Here is a 21,637-nt window from a genome sequence, read left to right as displayed (position 1 = left end):
AAGCTGCTTCATGTCCGCACGCCGCACAAGGCTTTCGGAGCAATTCAGCATCTTCGCTACGTCTTTGACTTTCAACACTTCGGGCACCAAACGACCATCCTGATTGTTGGTTAACCCGCCTGCTTACAACGTGCGAAACGAAAATCTCTAGGTTCAAGGGTAGGTTTTTTGAAAATCTATATTCATTCAAATCAGATGGTTATGAAAATCGCCAAATAAGGTCGTTCCGAAAGATGCTTTTCTGCTCATCCAGACCTTCTCCCTGACAGGTTAGGGAAAGAACTGAAAAGCCCCCTTACGGGGGCTTCTGTCATCTGGTCTTGCTTGACCCAAGGTAGGCATCAGAGATGTCTCGCCTGCCCGGGGAATGGCCAGCCATGACCTCGATCTTGTCTCGTGCTTCGTTGTCCAGTGACGGCCAATTCGGCCCAGCGCTTTTTTGCGCTTCTCGTACAAAGTCTTCATGCGTCCGGTGCTGGTTCGGAGGCTGAAAGCCTGTGTGCCCGACGTATACCTGACGGAAACGTTCATGCCGGTTTCCATGGAGCGTGTATCCCAGCTTCTTTTTTGTCAGGCCACTTTTTCGTGCGGCGTAGTCTAAGCGATTCAGCCAGGAGTCACCCATTCCCGGGGGCATCAAATTGAAAACCCCTTTTCGGTTTGATGGCGAAATGAACTCTCCCGCACGTTCCAACGCAGCTTCTTGCTGCGCTGACAACTGCAGCGTACGTGGACGACCTCCCTTCGTTCCCCACTGCACAAGCAAGGTATGCCGCTCCCGGTTCCAGTCATTCACTAAATCGACTTTCGCGGACTCTTCTCGGCGAAGACCCAGTTCATATTGAAGCTCAATCTGTACAGCGCATCGGGCGGAATGCCTGTAATTGTCATCGTTACGCAACCCATCGATGATTTGGACGACTTTTTCAGGATCGGCGGCCCGTGAAATGTTGTTGCCAATCCGCCCACGTTCAACACCAAACTCTTTGTTTTCGCGTGCAATACCGTCGTTTCCATATGCATTACATACGTGACGTGCTGCAGAGAAGACCTCAGCGATGCGCCCATCTCCAATCCCTCGGGCTTTCATCGAATCCGCCACACGTTGAAAGTGCTTATTAGTCAGATTTTCCCACTTGTTAACGCCCAGTCCTGCTCTCTGAAGCTCAGTTGCAAACATCTTTGCGTTGTTGCGGATCCGATGTTGTTTCGACTTTCGACCAGAAAGGCTTGCTCGGTTGACCGCAAAATGAAGGCCCTTTGTGTTTTTCTTCATGGATGTCCCCATGGCTATTGGGTGACTCGGAATTGGGCCAACCCATCATCATAACCATGTGCAAAGTCCAAAAATCAAGGGCTTAGAAATGGAAAATGCATCATTCTGTATTTTTCCTTTTTCCGGCCTTCTTTTTTTAACCACCTTGTCATTTTGGTGCGTGTGCGGCTGTTTGCTGAACGGCTTGCCGAAAGCAAAGCAGCCGCACATCGGGATAAAATGACGCTGGCGGGCGCGGCCAAAACCGCGCGCGTAGGGGTTGAAAGGTGTGCTTTCGGGATTTTTCTCGAAGCCGAAGGCGACGAAAAAATACAGAAAGCACAACTTGAAGGGGGCGGCAAGACGCCCCCTTTGTCTGACAGACTCATGGCGTGGAAACTACAAAAGCCCCCTGAAGGGGCTTCTCATTTCATGGGTAAAAGACAAGGACACGACTGTGCTCGGGGCAAGGTGTGTACTCAGAATCGGTCGTCCCTGTCCGGGACGCCCAAAATTACGATAAATAAAACAATCGGCACAGGGCCGGAACGCCGAACGGACACAAGGAGATCTGCTTTCAATCCCTCACTCTGAAAAGGCATTACCACTTCAGAACAAGGAGGGCCAAGCCGCCCAAATAGGGCAACCTGCGGCGAAAGTCGCACACAAACAAAATACGGGATGAAGAATGCCCTGTTCCCAGTAAAAGAGATCTCTTTTAATTGTCCATTTAATAGTGGATGTCACGCATAAGCGCATATGTCTTAAGCCTGCAACAAGCAGAAAGTGACCTTCGGGGAAGCTGACAGCGGCAGGCGTGTAGTCCTGTCGTTCATCTGGCAAAGTTTGATGCGTTTAACCGGCGTTGGTTTCGGAAAGGGTGCCGTTTGTTTCGGAAAAACGGCGGTAAGCGTTGAAGACGTTGGCTTCCTAGGTCGTCATCAGTTCGGACTTCGTCACGAACTTATGACGACCGGATCGGTGGTAGTGCCTCCTTTGTATCAAGGTTTATGGATTTCCATACCACGGCACTTTCGGCAAATTCCAGTCACGGCCCCAGTTTTCTGAAGATTTTTGCCGCCCGTCGCCAGCCCGCAGGCTGGCACGGTCACCGGCCCGGTCAAGGCCAAGCCCTTTAGGGCGGATTCCCTTCGGTCATCCGGCCTTGACCAAACCGCCTTACCCGTGCCGTGTCAATCTCAGGCGACGGTGACGGGGATGGCGGCTCAGGTTCAGGGGATATTGGGATAGCTAAATTCCAAGATTGGCTGATTACGTGTCCACCACCTTAGTATTGCCGCTCAGTGGTCCGAAGAACCGAGGCCACTTCTACCTGCCAACGTCGTTCAGACCATCCTTAGGCATAAGAATGCGACTACGACTGAGCGGTACCTACACTCCCTCGGGACCAAGGAAGCGCGCAAAGCGTTGAACAGCGTTATGGATAATCGGATGCCTGCGAAGGTGATTGATATTCAAGCACAAAAAGTGGGCTAGCTCATAGCGTTAACTATTACCCTAGGAGGCCAACCGGCCTCCTTTTTTTGTGTCCAAGAAACGACGACAAGGGCGATTGCTGGGGAACTCAACAAATGATAGGCATCTGAATACGCATCCCCCTTAGATTTGGAGGCCGCACATGCACCATGATTTACCCAGCTGCCGAAAGCTAATCATCGATTTAAAGCACGAAGTACAGAAAGGTTACGCTTGGTTGAATACCCTTAACAGGTTGCCTCATACGCCAAAGACAGCCCTTGTGTGGGCTCATTTGGCAAGCTTTATTCAGACGGCACAGGCGGTCATCACATGTGCCAAGCATGATCAGTACGTGGCTCTACCGCCCTTATTGCGTACGGCAGGGGAATGCGCCGTGAACTGTACTCTTGTTCTTGAGCAGTGCAGCGACGACAACGCCCTCATGGCAGCCTGGATGGAGAAGCGGAAGAATACTAATAGGATCACCAACCAGCTTCGGAAAGAGTACTCGCAGGGTCAAATTGATACTGCTGAAGACTACAAAACGCAGTTAGACCAAAAACTGGAGGAGGCTGGGGATAGTGATGAAACATATGCTGGCTGGAAGGTCGAGAGGCGGTGGTCACACGTCGGACAATCAAAACTATACCACACTTGCTATTCCATGCTCTCCGGGGAAGTTCACTGCAATCCTGCCGCACTGGATATTCGCCACGCAGCAGAAATAGACGGTCAACCAACCTTGATTTGGTGCAAGCATGAGGTTGAGGAAGCTCAAATTCTGTTAGGCACGATGTTTATTTTTCTCGAAATTGCGGAGCCGTGTTTCGTCGCACTGTCGGATGCCCTTGCACCCGATGAAGAGTAGTAAGAGTCATGATGGAAGGTTTAAATACAGATTTCGAACATGCAGATGCGTTGATCGGGCCACAGGTGGAGTGGTCAGCGAATATGATTACTCTCAGTTGCGGGGCTATTTCGTTAATGACAACCGATTTACAGGGCTTTTACCCAAATGGTTTGCCAGCAAGAGGTCAGTCAATCAGTTCTGGCAGTTCATCAAAGAGGAGTTTGACAGCTACTCAGAAAGGCGCAAGTTTTTATGGGCAGAATTTGAACGTCTTCTTGCGTTCTGTGAACGAGGCAACGGCGTCTGTGCGGAACCGGACATATCCGCAGGGCTAGATGCGCTAAATAGTGACGGGGTCAACCGAGCATGGGCACGTGCGCTGGAGCGAATAGACACTGATCCGGAAGGGGCAATCACTGCAGGCCGAGCTTTGGTGGAATCTGTATGCAAGCGAATTCTTGAGCAACGTGAAGTACAGTACAAAAAGAACATCAAGCTGAACCAATTATACCGACAAGCCGCTGAGGAGCTTAATCTGGCACCAGAACAACATGATGAAGACCTGTTTAAGCAGGTTCTCGGCGGATGCTCGTCAGTTGTGAATGGACTCGGCTCCCTCAGAAATACGTATGGTGATGCACATGCGCCGTCAGAGCTATCTGCCCGTCCGCACTCCCGTCATGCCCGCCTAGTCGTCAACCTTGCAGGAGCAATGAGCCTATTCCTTGTGGAGACGGCAAATAAGTGAGCATTTCGCACGAAAAGTGTGTCCAACGAAAAAACGGGCTACAGCGTTAACTGTAACCCGTTGAAATATCTTGGCGTCCCCAAGGGGGTTTGAACCCCTGTTGCCGGCGTGAGAGAGCGACTATTGGACTTAATTAGGCTAAATTCCACCGAGTTGACCTGAGTTATACCGTTTACTTCCTGCCGCAACCGTTTCCAAAACCGTTTCCACTCAGTTAAGAAAGGAGGCCAGAATCACCCCTTAAAGGTAACACTCATGTCGAGCTTTACTAAAGAGGACATTGATAAAAAATTGAAGTAAATATAAGTGTTGAAAGTATTTCATAGGAGTTCTCAATTGGTTACAAAAGAAGACTACTTTTCAAATAGAGCTAATAGCCTTAATTCACGAAAAGTTTTCAACCACCAGGAATCCATTCGAATAATCCAAGACTATTGCGGCAAGGATGCATGGATTTTAGATGTTGGCTCAGGCACAGGGATAGTATCTAGAGCCCTCGCTGAGAATGGAAACCATGTCCTATCAGTGGATCGCACAATCAATATGCTTGAAAATGATCATGGTTCACACAGTCGAGTTGTTGCTGATGCTTGCCAACTGCCCTTTTCGAACAAGTCATTTGACTGTGTACTCTGCAGGCAGGCTATTCATTATTTTGAAAACATTGACCTCTTCTATCATGAGGCTCGGCGTGTCCTGAAGAATGGTTTCAGCTTAGTAATTGCCCAGCTAACTTCTTTTAGCGATGAAGATTATGACTATTGGAAAAAAATACTAGAATGCTGCAATCCCCATCGAATCCATTTCTTCTCAAAAAATGACATCATAGATACTGCTAAGAAGGCCTCTTTTGAGCTTACAAGCTATTCAGCATCACGATGTAAACTGTTGTTTTCTGAGTGGTCTGCAGGGATAAACCGTAAAAACGAACTTTTTCGAATGTACCAAGACGCTCCCCAAAGTTACACCGAACTAAACCAAATTAAAAACATTGGGCATGACGACTTTGAATTTTCGGTTAACTGGTCAATTTTTAAATTTAATCTGTAGGGTGAACACAAGATGGCCATAATTGTTAGGAAGGAATGGTTTGGTGGACTGATCGGCAGCACCAAAGAGTACAAACTCAATAAGATAAATGACTTTACCTTTAGATCCATAAAACAGGCGGTTGAAACCAACACCTTTACGCATGAGCTCAGTCAATACCTTTTGACTAAAGGGTACAACCAAACGAATGAGGAAATACGTATTGTTGACAATTTGTCTGAATATCATGTCAGCAATAAAATCTTAACGGCACCTGTTTTGATGTGGATGGAAACTACTAATAAGTGCTCATTAAACTGTTCTCATTGCTTCAATAAAAAGAATAACTTTGATGATCTCGAATTCGAGCATTCAGTTCAACTCTTAGAACAAATGCATCGTCTTGGCGTCTACAAGATCACTGTTACTGGCGGAGAACCATACCTATATCCCAACATCAAAGGCTTAATTAAGCGCGCGAACCAACTAAATATTGGAGTTCGTATTTTTACCTCTGGATGTATTCCAGCGATAAAAATTGAAGCCCTAAAAATGACCACTGTTGATGTGGTTTATATCAGCATAGATGGTGATCGTAAAAATAATGACTATATTCGTGGCCGCGATTCGTATTCATCTGCATTCAACACAATAGATTTGATCAACACCACCTATGAAAACAAACCAAGTATCGTCGTAAGCACAACGCTTTTTGAGGAAAACCTTCAAAACATTGAAGAATTGTTTGTTGATGCTGAAATAGCAGGCGTTAAGTCCATACTATTTAGGCCATTGCTAAAATACCCATGGCAACAGGCCGAGTTAGGCCAAACACCTTTTAAGAAAGATTCAATTTTGGAAGTTCTTGATAGGATACTTGATCTATCAAGACGCTATGGGATTGAAGCTCAGTTCAGCAAACTCCCTTACTTGCCGTATATGAAAACAGTTTTTCAATGCGAAAGCCCAGATGATACTTTCTATAGCTCACTGATTGATACAAAACGGTTAAATTGCATTGGGGGGGAGCTTGTCTCCGGAATTAAAGCAGACGGCACACTTATTCCGTGTGGGTTCGCAAGTTTCAATTATTCCTTCGACAATGGAACTTATTCCACTTCGATAAGTGAACTATGGCGAGATTCACACAACATCAATTTGATGCGCCATTCCAATGCCAACGAAGACTGCGTAAGTTGTGGCATTAAACATATGTGCGGCGGTGGATGCCATGCGTCAAGAACCCCATCTGCAAATATCGATGAATACTGTCTAGGAAAGGGAGACGACTCTAACTGCAGCGGACATCTGCCGAATGAGCATTTTATTCAAGACGAAAGTCGTTTGTATATATCGGATCAACATATCACAACTAAATGTGGTGCGTGTGGAGGGCATGTAGCGTGATTACTGTCGAAGATTTCTTTATAGCCTACTTGGCCGCTGTCGTCCTTATACCATTCATCTTACTTGCTGTTTTACTTAAAAACGTAAACAAAACGATAGTTCACAGCAGAAAGTCAAAACAGATTTTCATAATGATGTTTTGCAGTTTTTTGTTTGGAATAACGGCTTTCGCTTTTATTTTGCACTACAAGAACCACACATGGCCTCACTGGATAAGCCAAAGCACAGCAGAGTCCTTCGGCACCGCATTCCTTATTTCTTCATACTTTTATGTCTTATATGAATTTTACAATCGCCTCTCTTCAGGTGAGCTATATATATACGACGCAGTGTTTGCTCACTCGCTTTTAGATGAGGGAATTGTTGTTTATCCTAAGGCATATTTCGATAACCCAAGCGCAGAGTCTAAACTAAACCCTGAGAAACTTTCGGATTTTTATGCTACGAACTGTCACGACAACCAAACCGTGTGCATCACAACCCTCTGGGGCCCACTTTTCTTTGAAAAAAAGATTGATCAAACACTCATTGACAAAGTGAAATCCTGCAACTGGAAATGTTCAATTTTTTTCCATTTCCCGATTCTAAATGTTGAAGACCCTTATGAGAACCACCTGCACCCAAAGAACATAATTCTTGAACAATTTAATCGGCGCGAGAAGATACGACAATTAATGGACAATGGCATACAAGTCTTTTTTTTCACTGAACCATTTAGATACCATATCAATATGCTGGGAGACACAGCCTATATTTCTTTCGCTCTCTACAATTCCAAACCTGAAAAAACGCACTTCGCCCCGTTGTTAAAAATTAGCGCTGTAAACAAGCAAGAATCCTTTTACAAGGAGCTTGTTAGTGAAGTTTCATATTTATTTAAAGGGCTTACTGCCAAGCAACGCTATACCTTTGAAGGCGATGAAATCGTGAAAATTTATGAGAAAGCGGAAAATTGGAATGATGGTATAATTAAGGATTTGCAGGAATACTTTTCATCTCATCACGATAATGGCAAAGACGAGTATTGCCGCCTGTAGTTATCTGTAGTGGTTCATACTTGATCTGACAGTCTGTCCCTTTTGACGGGCCGCAATTGTCAGATTAGTTCAGCTTTGAAACGTGTTCCGTCCAGAGCTGCTTTCCGTCGATCATAGTTTCCATGGGCGTCCGCCCGCAACACATTTTCCCCTGATGCGTCCGTTCCGTGTTGTATTCGTCAATCCATACGTCAAGATCAGGGTAATCCCCCCGAAAATTAATGGTTCTGAAAAGTAGAATTTTCTCGTAAAGACAACGCAGGAGATTTTACATGAAGAAAGAGGTGGCCCCGTGGCACAGCTTTGCCGCGAGGATGGTATGAGTAGCGCTACGTTCTACAAATGGCGCTCAAAATATGGCGACATGGATGCTTCGCTGATGGCGCGCATGAAGGAACTGGAGAAAGAAAACCGGCTCCTCAAGCGTATGTACGCCGAGGAAAAAATGAAATCTGAAATTGTCGCAGAGGCGCTAGCAAAAAACTGGTAAGGCCATCTCGTCCCCGCGAGATGGCCAAGAAAGCCGTGCAGGTGAAAGTGTAAAGTCCCCCATCTTAGGGCCAGTTACGAGTAGAGATTTCCGGTCGGTTTTTCGTGATGGCCCAGAGGACAGGGGGTACCCCCTGTCCTCTGGGTTGCAAATTCGATCGGCGTCATATCACCGAGGGATTCATGAGGCCGCTCCTCGTTATATTCCCTGATAAATTTTTCTGTGCAGTGGCGGACCTCGCTCAAGCTGTCGAAGATATACAAATCCAAGACTTCTTCTCTGTAGGTCCGGTTAAATCGTTCGATGTATGAATTCTGCGTAGGCTTGCCGGGTTGAATGAAATTAAGCTCAACGCCGTGTTCGGCTGCCCACATCCCCATGGCTATGCTGACGAACTCAGGGCCATTATCCATTCTCAGTTTTTCAGGATAGCAGCATCGTTCTTCTGCGATCCGATTCAATACTCTGACGACTCTGCCTGCAGGTAAGTTTGTATCCACCTCGATAGCCAACGCCTCGCGGTTGTAATCATCGACAACGTTAAACGTCCTGAAAGCTCGACCGCTATAAAGCGTGTCCCGCATGAAGTCGATCGACCAACAATGGTTAGCAGTCAAAGGCTGCGCGACAGCTTTGCGCGTCCCTTTGGGGGGACGCTTCTTAGCCTTGCGTTTAAGATTCATCTTCAAGAGGCAGTACACCCGCCACACTCGTTTGTGGTTCCAGGGATGCCCCAGCTTGCGTAGCCGAGGAAAGAGCTTGCTAAAGCCCCATCTCGGATATTGTTCGGCCAGTTCAGTTAAAGCAACGATCACTTCGCTGTCATCACGTGGATGCGCTTTGTAGGCGTAGTAGCTACGGCTCACCTTCAGGGCGGCGCACGCCTTGCGAATGCTCATCTCGTGTTCGTTGACCATGTGTAATACGAGTTGCTTTCGCTCAACTGGCTTCAAAGCTTTTTTTCGATGATGTCCTTCAGAGCCGTGTTTTCAAGGCTTAAATCAGCGAACATTTGCTTGAGCTTGCGATTCTCAGCTTCAAGGTCCTTCATCCGCTGGATATCCGAAGCCTCCATGCCACCGTATTTCGACTTCCATTTGTAGTAGGTAGCGTTGCTGATACCGTTCTCACGGCACACGTCCTTCACGGTCCTGCCGCCCTCAACGGACTTCAGGATCTTGACGATCTAGTACTCAGTAAATCTTGATTTACGCATGTGAAACTCCTGGTCGCAGTTTGGACCAGAAATCTCTACTTTACAATGGACCTATTTTACGGGGACTTTACAGGCTGACCTTGGCCTGTGACCACCGAATATATCTGTGAGTAGAACTAGTGGGATTGTAAAACAGGTGTTTCATCTTTTAAGTGGTCCAGAAAACTCTGAACATCGTCAACGGGATAAATTAGATATTATATATCTTCCAGATATAGTTTTCAAAAAAAAGCCTCATGGCGACAGCGCTATTATAAGCTGCGTAGGCTTGGAAATTGTCTGTTTTGTTCTGGTCGGCAAAGTCAACAACAGACTTGAATGCAACCATGGTCGGCCTAGGGGTTGAAGCTTGAAATGTTGCTTCAAATACAGCATAAAGTTCCATTTCAATGCCGATGAGTTTTCTATGTTGTGATATGATTTGTTCTCGAATTTTATGATTAGAAATGACGCTAGCACCTGTAGCTGTGGGGCCAACATGAAGTTTCAATTCTGTGTCTGGTTTGTCGGCAGGCCAAGATTGTTTGATATCTCTTAAAAGGTCACTGTCTGAAAATTTGGCAATTTTGTTTTTTATATCAATGTTGAGATGCTGTTGGTAAGGTTCCATCAAAAAGTCATCAATATCATCTGAGTGTGTCCACTTGCCACTACCCCAGTCCCAAACAACGTCTGGACAGATGATATCGCCAAGGTTTACTTTGCCTTCAACGCCTGCTGTAATGCCCGTCATACACACATGTTTTGGCCTGAAGTATTCAATCATTTTTGTAGTCATAATTGAACTACTGACCATTCCCATTCGAGCCGCGTTGGCTGCTATGACAGTACGATGAATCCCATTCACTTCTACTGTTGTTTTAAAAAACTGTGTGTCATCGTGCTTTTCTTGATGCTCTATCCATTTCCAACCATTATTCAATACTTGTTCTAGTTCTGGATTCTTTAAAGCACAAACAACAGCTAAATCGTAATCAAAATTGAAATCATCATGAATGTTATTCTGTGTTTCTAAAATGCGCTTAATTTGAGCTGTAAGAGGTTTTGAAATAAGGTCTTCAAAGTCGTCATATTTTAAAACGCTAATTAATGTATCAGAAAAATAGTCCTGAAATTCTTCTAGCAGTTCTGTGAATTGAGTGATTCCGATAATATGATTTGGAGTTATATATTCATCTCTTTCTAAGACATCTTTTAACAAAGTAACTCCACCATTTTTGTCAACATCTTGATCTATCCTGGAAGGAATTGCTATGTCGAAAATCAAAAGATCATATTTGTTACTCCTCAGATTGAGTCTTGCTTCGTATGTTGTCCCTACATGAGTGATGTCATTGATAGAAACTTCTCCCTTGTCCGTGAGTATCGCTGCAATTTTTCTAAGTTTAGACAAATTGTCTTCGACTATTAAAATTTTAATCATAAATTAATCCAATTTGTTTATTATAAGTTCAAGGCTACTCATCCAGCTGTCGTCAAATGAACTATAATAAACAGCTCCTTTGTAGTTTCTGTGTTCTTGTGACAACTGTAAATTCAATTCATCGAGGGATAAAGAGTCCTGTCCTTCACCAAATTTATCAAATCCAGTTATGACAATGGCTGGTGTCATTAAATCGAGTCTTTCCATTTGTCTTAGGATTTCCCTTCCACCATAAGGTTGTGGCCTTCCGCCGTCTTCAGTTGAAGAAATATCAAATGTTGGAAGAGTCATATCTAGCAACAGCAAATCAAAGTTAGTCGTTTTTAAAAATTCTAATCCGCTCTTAACTGAGCCACGTGTATGAATGGCAATGTCATTATAAATAGAATTTAAAAATTTATTGATGTTGTGACTTTTTATCTCATCGTCTTCAATTAATAGTATATTCACAAATGCCCCCCCCTTGAGTAAGGTATTCTTACCCTAACAGTAAATGTCGTACGGTCATCAAATCCAAATTCAATAAGAGGATTCTTATTTCCTGAAAAATTAAAGTCGTGATTAAGAATTTTTTTAATTTTATAAAATCCGGTACCGCCTTCGGTTCGAAGTAGCCTATCTTGTTGACTTTGATCGATACTCTTTTGAAGATTTTCCACCTTTTCTGATGATTGCTCAAAAATTCCAGTAGCAACTTCATTGGTTACTTCGAGTATTATTTCGTCTGTTTCAATTGATATGTTAATTATTGCAACAATGTTGTCTTCAAAGCCACTATACTTGGCAATATTTTCGAATATATTGAAAATGATGTCGACAAAACTAGCTAAATTCCCAGATATATAGCTATCTTGATGTATCTCATCAATGTTAAGCTTCACTTCAAACTGAGGACAAAATGTTTTAATGCTTTGTTTGCCGATCTCTATGGCTTCATCAATTTTAAATGGTTGCTTTTCTGCTGTTTGATACAAGTTAAACCACTCAGTCACCCTGTCAAAAGCAAATTGAATTTTTGTGCTTGCACTTTGAATAGATCTTAAAACCGGTCCTATATGAACTTCTCGCTTATAACCAACTACATTTTTTGTTAGTTCTTCAAGTAGCGATATAGCTTCTTTTTTTGCCTCATATTGAAGTTTAAAACGGATACTTTTTAATGATGTTTCAAGTAGTTCAAAAAAAGACTTCAAATACAGTGTCTACAAATTCATCAAAAGAAGTATCTTCTTCAATCTGTGAAGTAATTAATCCAATGTGCGGCCTGTAAAGCGTTAAATCGAATAGTCCAGTTTCATCACTATTAGTTTTTACTTGAATCCATTCTTTATTAATCTTTTTCAACAGGCTATCATATTTATTTGCAAAATCATTAAAACAGTTTACTAAACCGGCTTTTAGAGATGGGTCGTGAACATTTAGTTTTTCAAATAGCGCATTGTTTTCTTTATATTTTTGAGTGTTGCTATCTACGTTTGTTATAAGGCTTTCTGTTTCTAGTGGACCTCTTAATTTTGCTGGCAGGGTGTTGTGTCGAATTCTTACGCATAAATACCCATCAAGACCATGCTGAGTATTTGAAACAAAGATATCCCTCAACCCAGTGATCAATGAGGTCGCAACTGATGTCATTTCATTATCAGGAGCCTTTAATCCAAAAATTGTTTTTGTGTCGCGATCTTTAACTGTTTCACGGAGTTTACTTAAATATTCAAAACTCTTTTCATCCAACCCTTCGGAGAGATATGACTTGTAACGATCATATTTCTCTTTAAAGTCCTTTCTTGCTTCCATTTTTAAGCTCGTAAGATCTACATATATTTTACTTTTTTCGACTTCGTGAGCTTTCTTTTTTACCATTAACTGACGGTAGATGTCTTTAATTTCAGATTGATATGTTTCAGTTTCAGAAGGACAGAGTTCAGTGAGGTACTTACAAACAGCTGCTCTTTCTTTTGCTACTTGCTCTGAGCCGCTGAAAGCTAAATCCATGTTTTGTTCCACACAAAGAAATTGAAGGAAGTATATTAGTTCTTTCTTGTCAAAATTGTTTTCGATTTCTCTTAATTGTGATGGGCGTTTGATTTTGTGAGCTTCTAAGAAATCTAAGTAGGAATATCGGCGGAGGTGTTCAAGCTTTTGATCAACTTCTTTGTGGTAAATGTCATGTACGATTGAAATGGAAATATTGGCTGCGTTATCGTTTAAAAGCTGTTTGTCAAAGGATTCGACCAAAGATTTTACTGGGAATAGGTCTAATAAATTATACTCAGATGCAAGTGTGTTAGTTATGAACTCAGTGCATTCGATTAAGTTCCCATTAGTAAACAGGGCAAAGGCTTTAGCCCTCAGACCTTTGATACGATAGTAATCAAAACTGTTTTGATTTGAGTTGTTTTTAGTAAGAAATTCTTCCGCAATACGAATAGCTTCGTCATATTTTTCGTTAATGATTTTGTTTATTAAACAAATGTATTTTGCTTCTAACGAAGGTAATTTTTTACACTCCCCAAGTTTGCAAGTACCGAAATAGCAATCGAGGAAATCTTCATTGTGTGTTTTTTTAAAGAGCTGATAATATTTGTTTTTATGGCCTGATGTGATCATGTATTTGGCGCTAAAAAGACCAACTTCGTTACATGAGATGATACTGAGGGGCAAAAGGCCAGAGATGTCACTATTAGGTTTATTGGAAAGCTGTCGTAGCAATAGTGAGCACACAAAGGATGCCCATCCAGCCGGGGCAAAGCTGAGTGCAAACTTCAAGAGGTTTTTTCCATCAATTCTGTCTGGGTCAGAGTAAAGAATAACTTTCATTAATCCAGAGATGATGGTGCTTAACGGGCTTTCGCTCTTTACGATATCTTTTTTGCAGATCGCAGCAGATCGCGCAGCAATGTCTATCAAATCGATTGAAGCAGGATTGTCTTTGAGTTCGAGGATAGCTGTTTCATGGGCTTGATCGTAATCGCCTTCAAAGAAAAGCCGGGTCGCTTTATGGTGGGATATTGTCGGGGGGAGGCTGTCAGTCGCAAGCCAGTTTATTATTCCCGTCCGTCCATCAGATATGTTGAGTTTGGTTAGAATCCTATTTATTTCAGTTGCTAAGTCGAAATATTCCAAATTCAGTGATATTTGACCCGTTGATATCAAAGTCTCATATAGGTCGATTACAGCTCCTGATGACTCCATCCTGAGCATTTCGTTGATTTGTTGCTGAGTTAAGTGAAGGGAAAGGAGTAGGTGATAACTCCAAAAAGTTTTGAAACAACTAGGATAGTTTTGGCTTATAGCTCTTTCCATCCGTTCAGCAAAATTACCTATCGAAGCTGCTGGTTCGATACTGATGCTGTATTCGTGGGAACTGAATGCAAGAAAGCCGTTTCTGCATCCTCGTTCAACGATATGTTTGGTATACTCTTTCTGAGCTTCAAGACCTCTGGTGTGTTGTAAAAACGAAATTTTCGTTTTGACTAACCAAAATGACACTCCAAATTGATTTTCAATACTGGTAAGTATTTCCTCCGCTTTGCCAAAATTACCAAGCAAGAACTCTTTGTGAAAATCATTTGAGAGGGTTACAAAGTTTGATAATTCGGCAGAGTAATTTTTAAGGTATGCATAACACCATGAAATCTCTTCATTGGTTCCTATGCTTGTGACGGGTGGGTTTTTATAGAGATCGGAATATGTTTTCGGGAATGGGGGGCCATACTTATCTTGACCGAGGGGGGCTGTGTGCAGCCAGGTGATTATCTCAGGGTATTTGTTGGCGGGAGTTTGTTTTCTAAGTAAGCCCAGGTGGTCAATCGCATTGCTTTTCTTGATGATATCGACCTGGAATTTCGAGAATCTGTGCTTTAGCTTGCTATAAGCCTTCGATCTTTTTTTTCTTTTTTTTTGGGAGGCATTGCTTTAACCTATATTTTTTTTACAACATCTCTATACCTCTGCCGGTATAATTTCAAGAATTAAGAAGTAAAGTATGGGAAAGGCGGATAGCAATAGGGTAGCAATAAAGAAAAGGGGTTACGGAGCGTTCCCGTAAACCCTTGTTTTCTCTGGTCGGGATGAGAGGATTTGAACCTCCGGTCTCTGCGTCCCGAACGCATCTACCTTTTTCCCCCAGCCAATCTATCCGCCAACTTATGCGCCCGCAAATGGCTGTACCTCGATAGCATCTGCAAGCTTTTGTGCCCGGTAATCCCCTTCACCTCCATAAAGTCCAGATCGGTGTTTTCAAATAGCCTGGAAGTCGCTTCATGGCGTAGGTCGTGAAAGCGCAAATCCTTCAATTTCGCTTCATCCGCCGCCGTCCTAAACCACTTTGAGATGGTGTCTGGGTGGAGAGGGAATACATCCCCCTTTAATTTGCAGTGGGATGCTTTTCAGAATCTCCAAAGCCGTCGGTGAAAGGGGGACCGATCGCGCCTCGTCGTTCTTCGTTTTGGGCAGATGAACGTAGCGCTTTTTTAGGTCCACATGCTCCCAGCGCAGCATGGCTATCTCGCCGCGCCTCATGGCTGTTTCCAAGGCGAAGAGGACGATTGGCTTCAACTCATCGGGAAGCTTTTCAAGCAGCTTATTTTCCTCGCCCTTATCGAGACGGCGGGTACGGCCTTTGTTCTGCTTCGGCTTGTTCACCCCTTTGGTGGGGTTGGTCAGGGACTCCATGCCCCAATCCTTGCGGGAGATTTCGAAGACTCTTGAGATCTGGTTGACCTCGTGGAGGATTGTCTGGGAGCAGCGGCCTTGGTCTTCCCGGTCTTTGATGTAGCTGGCGACATCCTTCCCGCGAATGGATGCGAGCGCCATTTTACATATATCATGCTCCCGCAAAACCTTGACCCGGCTTTTCATCGATTTGGGTTGGGCGTACTTCGACAGGAACTCTTCCTTAAACCGCTCCAAGGCTTCATCCAGAGTCGTAGACTCGGTCTCTTTGCGGGACATGAACACGCTACGCGTCATTTCGGACTCGATGTCCCGCGCCCATTGGTCGGCATCGGCCTTACGGGAGAAGGTTTTGGATTGGGTGGGGTAGCTCTTTTTACGGATTCTGACTTCCCACTGATAGGGCCACGCTTACGGATGCTTGCCATGGGGTTGCTCCTTTTCTGGAATCGGTGGAGCAAATTTGGAGCAAAAAAATCAAGAGGGGGGTGGACTGGAAAAGCAAAAGGATTCAAACATGGTGCTTGAATCCTTGATTTCTTTTGGCGCGGCAGGGAGGATTCGAACCCCGACCGTCGGCTTAGAAGACCGAAGGGATCAGGAATGAGTCTTTTCAATGATAGATCAGGACCTATAACAAAGCTGAGGCTTCTAGGTCATAAACTCTAGCGCAAAGAAAGACCAGTCAGTTAGGATTAATCATGAGTAATCATTAATTATTTCGTATGAAATGTACCATATGGTTCTGGGGGCAAATTGTAAAATCTGTCGAGTTCGTCTAGCGCCCTGGTGTTCAAGAATAAAGGTAGCCATTCATGTGGCTCGTCCGTGGCTTCAGTCGTGTCAAACGTGACTGTCATGCGATTGGTGACGCTTTTAACCATTTGAAATTATATAAATAAGCGGCCTTCCCGTTTTTCTTTTGTGTCCTGTCACGCCGGAGGCCGAGGGTTCGAGTCCCTTCGGCTCCGCCAGAAAGAATCAAGGACACCAACCATTTAGGTCGGTGTCCTTTTCTTTTTCTGGTTCGAAAAACATCGGACACATCCATCGGACACATCATTTATTTTTGGTAGTAATCGCGCGGTGTTGGAATGTACGATTTTACCACGGCTTTCGGCTAAGTGCACTTATCCATTCGGATTTGCTTGGGAGGTGATTGGTATATGAAAGGAAAATGAAGTGAGAATCAAACCATCAGAACTACTGTTAAGTGCTTGTCTGGTTGGATCAAGCCTACTAGGTATTGTTTCTGGAGAGCCTTTTTTAGAGGGTTTCCCTCTCCAGTCTGGATAGAATGGATAGTCCTCGCTGGAGGTGTCGCCATTCCTGTTCTCGCTTGGTTTCTCCGCTCCCCTTCCCGGAAAGAGAAGGATAAGGGTTAACAAACCCGCTCCTGCCAGCTTGGCAAGCCGGTTAATTCATACAATTCTAGGCCACTTCGCCAGCCTTTCGGTTTTGCAGCCACCCTGCATGCGCACAGCTTTGTCTCCACATTCCCTTCCCTCCGCCAACGCATAATCCGAACCTATTGCGCTTGTCTTTTGTCATTGAAAAAAGACATGAGTCGTATATATATGAAGAATCATCCAGTATTATAGGAGGCTATCGTGAAGAACACAGAACGACCCTGGAGTCCCTACCTTGCCGGTGCCCTCAGCGGCCTGCTGGCAGTGCTGTCGGTCTTGGTGGCGGGGAAATACCTCGGCGCATCGACCACCTTCGTCCGCGCGGCGGGAATGACGGAGCGGACGCTCTCGCCCGAATTAGTGAACACCGCATACTTCCTCAAATACAATCTGGCCGTGGACTGGCAGTTCATGTTCGTGGTGGGCATCGTCATCGGCGCGTTCATCGCCTCGCGCACCGACCGCTCGTTCAAGGTGCAGGCAGTGCCCGACATGTGGCGAAACCGCTTTGGCAACTCCTGGCTTCCCCGCGCGGTCACAGGCTTCGGCGGCGGCGTCATCGCGATCTACGGCGCCCGACTGGCCGGGGGCTGTCCCAGCGGCCACGGCCTCTCCGGGCTGGCCCAGATGTCCGCCAGCGGATTCATCGCGGCGGCCTGCTTCTTCATCGGCGGCGTCATCATGGCCCGTCTGGTCTACGGGAGGGGCTAGAGATGACATTGATATACGGAATCCTGACCGGAATCATCTTCGGCTTTCTGCTCCAGAAGGCGCGCGTGCTTCGCTACGACAAGCAGCTCGGGGCCCTTCGCCTCAAGGACATGACCATCGTCAAGTTCATGCTCTCCAACATCATCGTGGCCATGATCGGCATCTACCTGCTGAAGGAATTCGGCGTGGTGGAGCTGTCCCTCAAGCCCACCATTCTCGGCCCGAATATCGTGGGCGGTCTGCTCTTCGGCCTCGGCTGGGGCCTGATCGGATACTGCCCCGGCACCTCGGCAGGTGCGCTGGGTGAAGGCCGTGTGGACGCCCTGCCGGGCATCCTCGGCATGCTTGCGGGCGCATCCCTGTTTGCCCACACGTACCCGTACCTGAAGTCCAACGTGTATACATGGGGCAACTTCGGCAAAATCACGCTGGCTGACGCCCTCGGCATCAACCACTGGATCGTGCTCGTCGCACTGGTCGCCCTCTACGTCCTCATCCTTCGCTTTCTGGAACGTATGAGGCTGTAGCCGACTGCGCCGACACATGATGCCGCGACATCGACTCGCTCGATTCGACAACTCGGTACCAAGGCCCTTGAGCTTTCAGTTCAAGGGCCTTTTCTGCTTGACCTGTCTATGGGTTCAGAGCGGACGCTTCCATCCGTAACGTTGAAAGGCGGCCGATCCTGCTTCCGGCCTGCCGAACCCTACAACTTCAGAAAGGAGCTACAAATTGAACTTGATAATTCGTGAAACCACCGAGGCGGACCGCAAAACCATCTACACGGTGGAAGCCGAGGCGTTCGGCTACGACAAGGAGGCAAAACTGGTTGACTCCCTGCTGGATGATCCCACTGCGGAGCCGAGGCTATCGCTTCTCGCCCTTGAAAACGACAAGCCCGTTGGACACATCCTGTTCACCGCAGCCGGAATCGAAGGCAGCGACCGAAAAGCCTCCCTGCTTGCGCCGCTGTCCGTCATTCCAGAAGCGCAGGGCAAAGGCGTGGGCGGCAAGCTCATCAAAACCGGATTGCGGATTCTCTCCGAGCGCGGCGTCGATCTCGTTTTTGTGCTGGGTCACCCGACCTACTACCCCAGATCAGGATTTGTCCCGGCCCACACCTTTGGTCTGAACGCCCCCTACCCGATCCCCGAGGAACATTCGGACGCATGGATGGTGCAGGCAGTCAACGGCACTGCGCTGGACGAGGTGAGCGGAACGGTCTCCTGTGCAGCGGAACTGGATAAACCCGAGCATTGGCGGGAGTAGCTCTGACCGGAGCGCCCCTTCAGCAGTCGGTCACACCCCGGCAGGAAATCGGGCTGTACGAAAGTGCAACCCGCTTTTCTGTCGGCTTCCCACTGTAAAAATGATTCCCGGAACTCGAATCTTCCCGCACTACTCCAGCGGCAATGAGACGCGGATACAGACCATGCCGTCTTCGTTGGAAGCGGCGATGGTGCCGTGATGCAGTTCGACGATCCGGCTGGCCGCGGCAAGGCCGATGCCGGTACCCTCGGCTTCGCCGGGGTCAAGGCGGTGGAACGGCATGAACATGGCAGACAGGTCCTTGTCGCTCAGAGGCGGATGCGTGTTGCAAATCTTCACCGCAATCCAGTCCGGCCCGGCACTCGCAGCGACGCGGATCTCGCCGCCTTCCACCGTATACTTGAAGGCGTTCGCGAGGATGTTGTCAAAAAGAACCTCCACGGCGTGCGCGTGACCACGAAGCTCTGGCGTCTCGCTCAGGTCCGTGCTCAGGCGAACACCCCTGCTCTCCACCATGGGTTCGTATTTCTTCAGGAGCGCGGAAAGCTGCGCCGGGACGTCCACCCGGTCCTCCAGCGAGGGCGGCCCCTGCATGTCCAGCTTTGACAGGTCGAGAATTCGGCCGATGAGCCAATCCATGTGCTCGATCTCTTCCTGCATCCCTTCCAGCAGCTTCGCACTCTGCCCGGTAGTCTCCTCTTCCCGCTCCATAACCATCTGAAGCGAGATTCGCAGCCGGGCCAGCGGGCTTCGCAGCTCGTGGGAAAGATGGGCGGTCAGCTCCTTGCCGCTCATGACCATGCGTTCCAGCCGGTCGGCCATGCGGTTGAATTTCCGGGCCAGTTCAGCCACTTCGTCACGCCCCCGCTCGGGCACTCTTCTGGAAAAGTCCCCCCGGCCAAGACGCTCGGATGCGTCCGTCAGGCGGCGTATCGGCTTGGTAATCATGCGCGAGACCGGGAAGATGAACAGTGCACCGAAGAACGTCAGTAAAAGCAGGCCATGGAAGAACCAGCGCTCGGCCCGCCTCGGATGTTCCCCGTACAGCAGGTGCACGGTGAAATTCCTGCCCCCCAGCACGATGGCAGAGGTGAGGTATACCGAACGGGTCTTCTCCCTGTGCAGGGTGTAAAAGCGGATGTTGTCTGGCTTGTCCATGCTGACTTCACCCAACTCGCCGTCAAGGGGAGGCGGCGGGCCGTCCATGCTGGCGCTCACAACGCGACCGTTTGCGTCCGTGATCCAGAGATGGCCGTCAAACCCCTTGACGAGAAGATGCAGGAGGGGATCGACTCGCTCGCGAAGCACTGCTTCGGTCGCGGGCTGACCGGTCATCTCGCGCTCGATGAGCAGGTCGATCATGGCCGCCTGCTCCACGGTGTTGCGGAAGAACGGCGGATGAATCTTGCCGCTGTGCACCAGCGTGTAGACCACGACCTCGGCAGCCACGAGCACGGCGATGAAGGCCAGAATGATCTTGAAATAGAGCTTGCCGAACCTCATACGCTCCCCACGAACATGTACCCGGTACCCCATACCGTTCTGATGCGCTTCTCATGGGCCGGGTACGGCTTGAGCATGGTGCGCAGCTTGCTGACGTGCACGTCGATGCTGCGGTCATAGGCCGAGAACTCCCTGTCCCAGACGAGATTCATGAGCTCGTCGCGGGTCAGGGCCTTGTCCCGATTCTCCATGAACGCCTTGAGCAGCCGGAATCCCGTGGATGTCAGCTCCAGTTCGTCCCCGTCTATGAGCAGCAGTTGCCGGGAGAGATCGAGGGACAGGCCGCCCGCCTCCAGCAGTTTCGGAGCGCCCGAAGTCTGCGGACGTTCGCCGGGGTAGCGGCGCAGCACCGCCTTGATGCGGGCCAGCAGTTCACGAGGGTTGAAGGGCTTCGGCATGTAGTCGTCGGCCCCGAGCTCCAGCCCCACGATCCTGTCCGCGTCCTCGCCCTTGGCGGTCAGCATGATTACCGGCACGGACGAGGCGGCGCGGATTTCCCGCAGCACGTCGAATCCGTCAGGCCCCGGCATCATCACGTCAAGCACCACGATGCAGGGAGACGACTCCCGCACGGTCCCCACGGCCTCGACACCCGACGGCAGCGTCAAAACGCTGTAGCCGTATCCTTCCAGATACTGCGTCAGGAGCGCGCGAAGCTTCTCGTCGTCATCGATGATGAGGATGGTGCCGTCCGTTTCCATACCTTCCCTGTAGTCTCCCGCCGCGCGGAAGAAAAGCGTGCGCCTGCGGTTTTTACATCTCTTTACACTTTTTATCACCGGCAAAAAAGTTTCCGCCTTTGCATACGGTATCACGGCCTGAACAAAATCACTCGGAGAGCAGTCTTGAACCAGCCTGGCATACAACGCATTTTCATATTTCTGTCGGTCTTCATCATTCCGGCAGCTCTGGCAGCGGGGTGCGCTCCGTTCTCCCCTTCTCCCCGTGAGGCGGTCCCGCTGCCGGAGACCTATTCCCTGTATTCCGCCAATCCGCCTGCGACGGAGAAATGGTGGCAGGAGTTCGACAGCCCGCAGCTGAACGGGCTGGTGCAGGAAGCCCTCTCTGGCAACTTCGACATTGAGGCCGCATGGGCGCGACTGCGCCAGACCCGGGCCTCGGCAGTTCAGTCGGGGG

At 47.5% G+C, this 21,637-nt stretch carries 19 protein-coding genes and 3 pseudogenes; 10 read left to right on the top strand and 12 right to left on the bottom strand.

The genetic code is table 11. The features are described 5' to 3' along the window. Positions 1-310: 310 nt before the first annotated feature. Positions 311-1,276, bottom strand: a complete 966-nt coding sequence (locus tag JCM12178_RS12305) for a site-specific integrase (protein WP_054651783.1) — start codon at positions 1,274-1,276, stop codon at positions 311-313. A gap of 48 nt (positions 1,277-1,324) precedes the next feature. After that, complete coding sequence (locus tag JCM12178_RS18390) at positions 1,325-1,600, bottom strand: hypothetical protein (RefSeq protein WP_157054902.1); 276 nt, start codon at positions 1,598-1,600, stop codon at positions 1,325-1,327. 1,294 nt (positions 1,601-2,894) lie between these two features. Here JCM12178_RS18390 and JCM12178_RS12300 point away from each other — a divergent pair. From JCM12178_RS12300 to JCM12178_RS12285, 5 genes are all read left to right on the top strand, one after another. After that, positions 2,895-3,602, top strand: coding sequence for a DUF5677 domain-containing protein (locus JCM12178_RS12300; RefSeq protein WP_054651781.1), 708 nt, complete (start codon positions 2,895-2,897; stop codon positions 3,600-3,602). Positions 3,603-3,672: 70 nt separating this feature from the next. Continuing rightward, positions 3,673-4,332: an abortive infection family protein gene (locus tag JCM12178_RS12295; protein ID WP_054651779.1), complete on the top strand. Its 660-nt coding sequence runs from the start codon at positions 3,673-3,675 to the stop codon at positions 4,330-4,332. 336 nt (positions 4,333-4,668) lie between these two features. Continuing rightward, the gene (locus JCM12178_RS17895) at positions 4,669-5,382 is read left to right on the top strand and encodes a class I SAM-dependent methyltransferase (RefSeq protein WP_172677127.1); all 714 of its coding nucleotides are present in this window, start codon (positions 4,669-4,671) and stop codon (positions 5,380-5,382) included. 12 nt (positions 5,383-5,394) lie between these two features. Next, the gene (locus JCM12178_RS17890; RefSeq protein WP_083465920.1) at positions 5,395-6,768 is read left to right on the top strand and encodes a radical SAM/SPASM domain-containing protein; all 1,374 of its coding nucleotides are present in this window, start codon (positions 5,395-5,397) and stop codon (positions 6,766-6,768) included. Continuing rightward, positions 6,765-7,805, top strand: coding sequence for a hypothetical protein (locus tag JCM12178_RS12285; RefSeq protein ID WP_054651775.1), 1,041 nt, complete (start codon positions 6,765-6,767; stop codon positions 7,803-7,805). The genes JCM12178_RS17890 and JCM12178_RS12285 overlap by 4 nt, the downstream gene beginning before the upstream one ends. A 64-nt stretch (positions 7,806-7,869) precedes the next feature. Here the strand turns inward: JCM12178_RS12285 and JCM12178_RS19815 are convergent. Next, a pseudogene (locus JCM12178_RS19815) lies at positions 7,870-8,004 on the bottom strand (IS481 family transposase); the annotation flags it as partial. A 66-nt stretch (positions 8,005-8,070) separates the two neighbouring features. Between JCM12178_RS19815 and JCM12178_RS12280 the strand changes: the two are divergent. After that, positions 8,071-8,333 (top strand): annotated as a pseudogene (locus JCM12178_RS12280) (transposase); the annotation flags it as partial. Positions 8,334-8,369: 36 nt separating this feature from the next. On the opposite strand, the gene JCM12178_RS12275 reads toward JCM12178_RS12280, so the two are convergent. From JCM12178_RS12275 to JCM12178_RS20315, 7 genes are all read right to left on the bottom strand, one after another. Beyond that, positions 8,370-9,481, bottom strand: a protein-coding gene (locus JCM12178_RS12275) for an IS3 family transposase (RefSeq protein ID WP_439646709.1) whose coding sequence is annotated in 2 segments (ribosomal slippage) — positions 8,370-9,259 and positions 9,259-9,481 — 1,113 coding nt in all. Because the reading frame shifts where the segments join, the coding sequence is not laid out codon by codon here. A gap of 220 nt (positions 9,482-9,701) precedes the next feature. Further along, complete coding sequence (locus tag JCM12178_RS12265; RefSeq protein WP_054651769.1) at positions 9,702-10,934, bottom strand: phosphorylase family protein; 1,233 nt, start codon at positions 10,932-10,934, stop codon at positions 9,702-9,704. A gap of 3 nt (positions 10,935-10,937) precedes the next feature. Next, entirely contained in the window at positions 10,938-11,384 is a 447-nt protein-coding gene (locus tag JCM12178_RS17885) for a response regulator (RefSeq protein WP_083465919.1), read from the bottom strand. Next, complete coding sequence (locus tag JCM12178_RS18385; protein ID WP_157054901.1) at positions 11,381-12,127, bottom strand: histidine kinase; 747 nt, start codon at positions 12,125-12,127, stop codon at positions 11,381-11,383. The genes JCM12178_RS17885 and JCM12178_RS18385 overlap by 4 nt, the downstream gene beginning before the upstream one ends. Continuing rightward, the gene (locus JCM12178_RS12255) at positions 12,111-14,483 is read right to left on the bottom strand and encodes a hypothetical protein (RefSeq protein WP_157054900.1); all 2,373 of its coding nucleotides are present in this window, start codon (positions 14,481-14,483) and stop codon (positions 12,111-12,113) included. Before JCM12178_RS12255 ends, JCM12178_RS18385 begins: the two co-directional genes overlap by 17 nt. Before the next feature lie 563 nt (positions 14,484-15,046). After that, positions 15,047-15,229, bottom strand: a complete 183-nt coding sequence (locus JCM12178_RS20320; protein WP_250635944.1) for a tyrosine-type recombinase/integrase — start codon at positions 15,227-15,229, stop codon at positions 15,047-15,049. A 22-nt stretch (positions 15,230-15,251) separates the two neighbouring features. After that, on the bottom strand, positions 15,252-15,905 hold the full coding sequence (locus tag JCM12178_RS20315; RefSeq protein ID WP_250635943.1) for a tyrosine-type recombinase/integrase: 654 nt from the start codon (positions 15,903-15,905) through the stop codon (positions 15,252-15,254). A gap of 1,310 nt (positions 15,906-17,215) precedes the next feature. On the opposite strand from JCM12178_RS20315, the gene JCM12178_RS12245 reads away from it, so the two are divergent. From JCM12178_RS12245 to JCM12178_RS12235, 3 genes are all read left to right on the top strand, one after another. After that, positions 17,216-17,728 (top strand): YeeE/YedE thiosulfate transporter family protein, encoded by a 513-nt coding sequence (locus JCM12178_RS12245; RefSeq protein ID WP_083465918.1) that lies wholly within the window; start codon positions 17,216-17,218, stop codon positions 17,726-17,728. Positions 17,729-17,730: 2 nt separating this feature from the next. Further along, complete coding sequence (locus JCM12178_RS12240; RefSeq protein ID WP_054651761.1) at positions 17,731-18,255, top strand: DUF6691 family protein; 525 nt, start codon at positions 17,731-17,733, stop codon at positions 18,253-18,255. A gap of 205 nt (positions 18,256-18,460) precedes the next feature. Then, the gene (locus tag JCM12178_RS12235) at positions 18,461-18,997 is read left to right on the top strand and encodes a GNAT family N-acetyltransferase (protein WP_054651759.1); all 537 of its coding nucleotides are present in this window, start codon (positions 18,461-18,463) and stop codon (positions 18,995-18,997) included. A 129-nt stretch (positions 18,998-19,126) separates the two neighbouring features. Here the strand turns inward: JCM12178_RS12235 and JCM12178_RS12230 are convergent, their stop codons facing one another. Together JCM12178_RS12230 and JCM12178_RS12225 are read right to left on the bottom strand one after the other, a co-directional pair. Next, positions 19,127-20,500, bottom strand: a complete 1,374-nt coding sequence (locus JCM12178_RS12230; protein WP_054651757.1) for a sensor histidine kinase — start codon at positions 20,498-20,500, stop codon at positions 19,127-19,129. Beyond that, positions 20,497-21,201 carry a response regulator gene (locus JCM12178_RS12225; protein WP_054651755.1) on the bottom strand — a complete coding sequence of 235 codons (705 nt, stop codon included), beginning with the start codon at positions 21,199-21,201 and terminating at the stop codon, positions 20,497-20,499. The genes JCM12178_RS12230 and JCM12178_RS12225 overlap by 4 nt, the downstream gene beginning before the upstream one ends. 144 nt (positions 21,202-21,345) lie before the next feature. On the opposite strand from JCM12178_RS12225, the pseudogene JCM12178_RS12220 reads away from it, so the two are divergent. Continuing rightward, a pseudogene (locus tag JCM12178_RS12220) lies at positions 21,346-21,637 on the top strand (efflux transporter outer membrane subunit); the annotation flags it as partial.

Source organism: Salidesulfovibrio brasiliensis JCM 12178 (genome assembly GCF_001311825.1).
GTDB lineage: Bacteria > Desulfobacterota > Desulfovibrionia > Desulfovibrionales > Desulfovibrionaceae > Pseudodesulfovibrio > Pseudodesulfovibrio brasiliensis.
The sequence above is the reverse complement of the archived record's forward strand: the minus strand, read 5'-3'. Positions and strand labels throughout refer to the sequence as shown.

Coding starts and splice junctions, on each gene's coding strand:
- JCM12178_RS20315 (WP_250635943.1), bottom strand. CDS start 15,905: ATGACGCGTAGCGTGTTCATGTCCCGCAAAGAGACCGAGTCTACGACT.
- JCM12178_RS12300 (WP_054651781.1), top strand. CDS start 2,895: ATGCACCATGATTTACCCAGCTGCCGAAAGCTAATCATCGATTTAAAG.
- JCM12178_RS17890 (WP_083465920.1), top strand. CDS start 5,395: ATGGCCATAATTGTTAGGAAGGAATGGTTTGGTGGACTGATCGGCAGC.
- JCM12178_RS12230 (WP_054651757.1), bottom strand. CDS start 20,500: ATGAGGTTCGGCAAGCTCTATTTCAAGATCATTCTGGCCTTCATCGCC.
- JCM12178_RS12305 (WP_054651783.1), bottom strand. CDS start 1,276: ATGAAGAAAAACACAAAGGGCCTTCATTTTGCGGTCAACCGAGCAAGC.
- JCM12178_RS12240 (WP_054651761.1), top strand. CDS start 17,731: ATGACATTGATATACGGAATCCTGACCGGAATCATCTTCGGCTTTCTG.
- JCM12178_RS12225 (WP_054651755.1), bottom strand. CDS start 21,201: ATGGAAACGGACGGCACCATCCTCATCATCGATGACGACGAGAAGCTT.
- JCM12178_RS12265 (WP_054651769.1), bottom strand. CDS start 10,934: ATGATTAAAATTTTAATAGTCGAAGACAATTTGTCTAAACTTAGAAAA.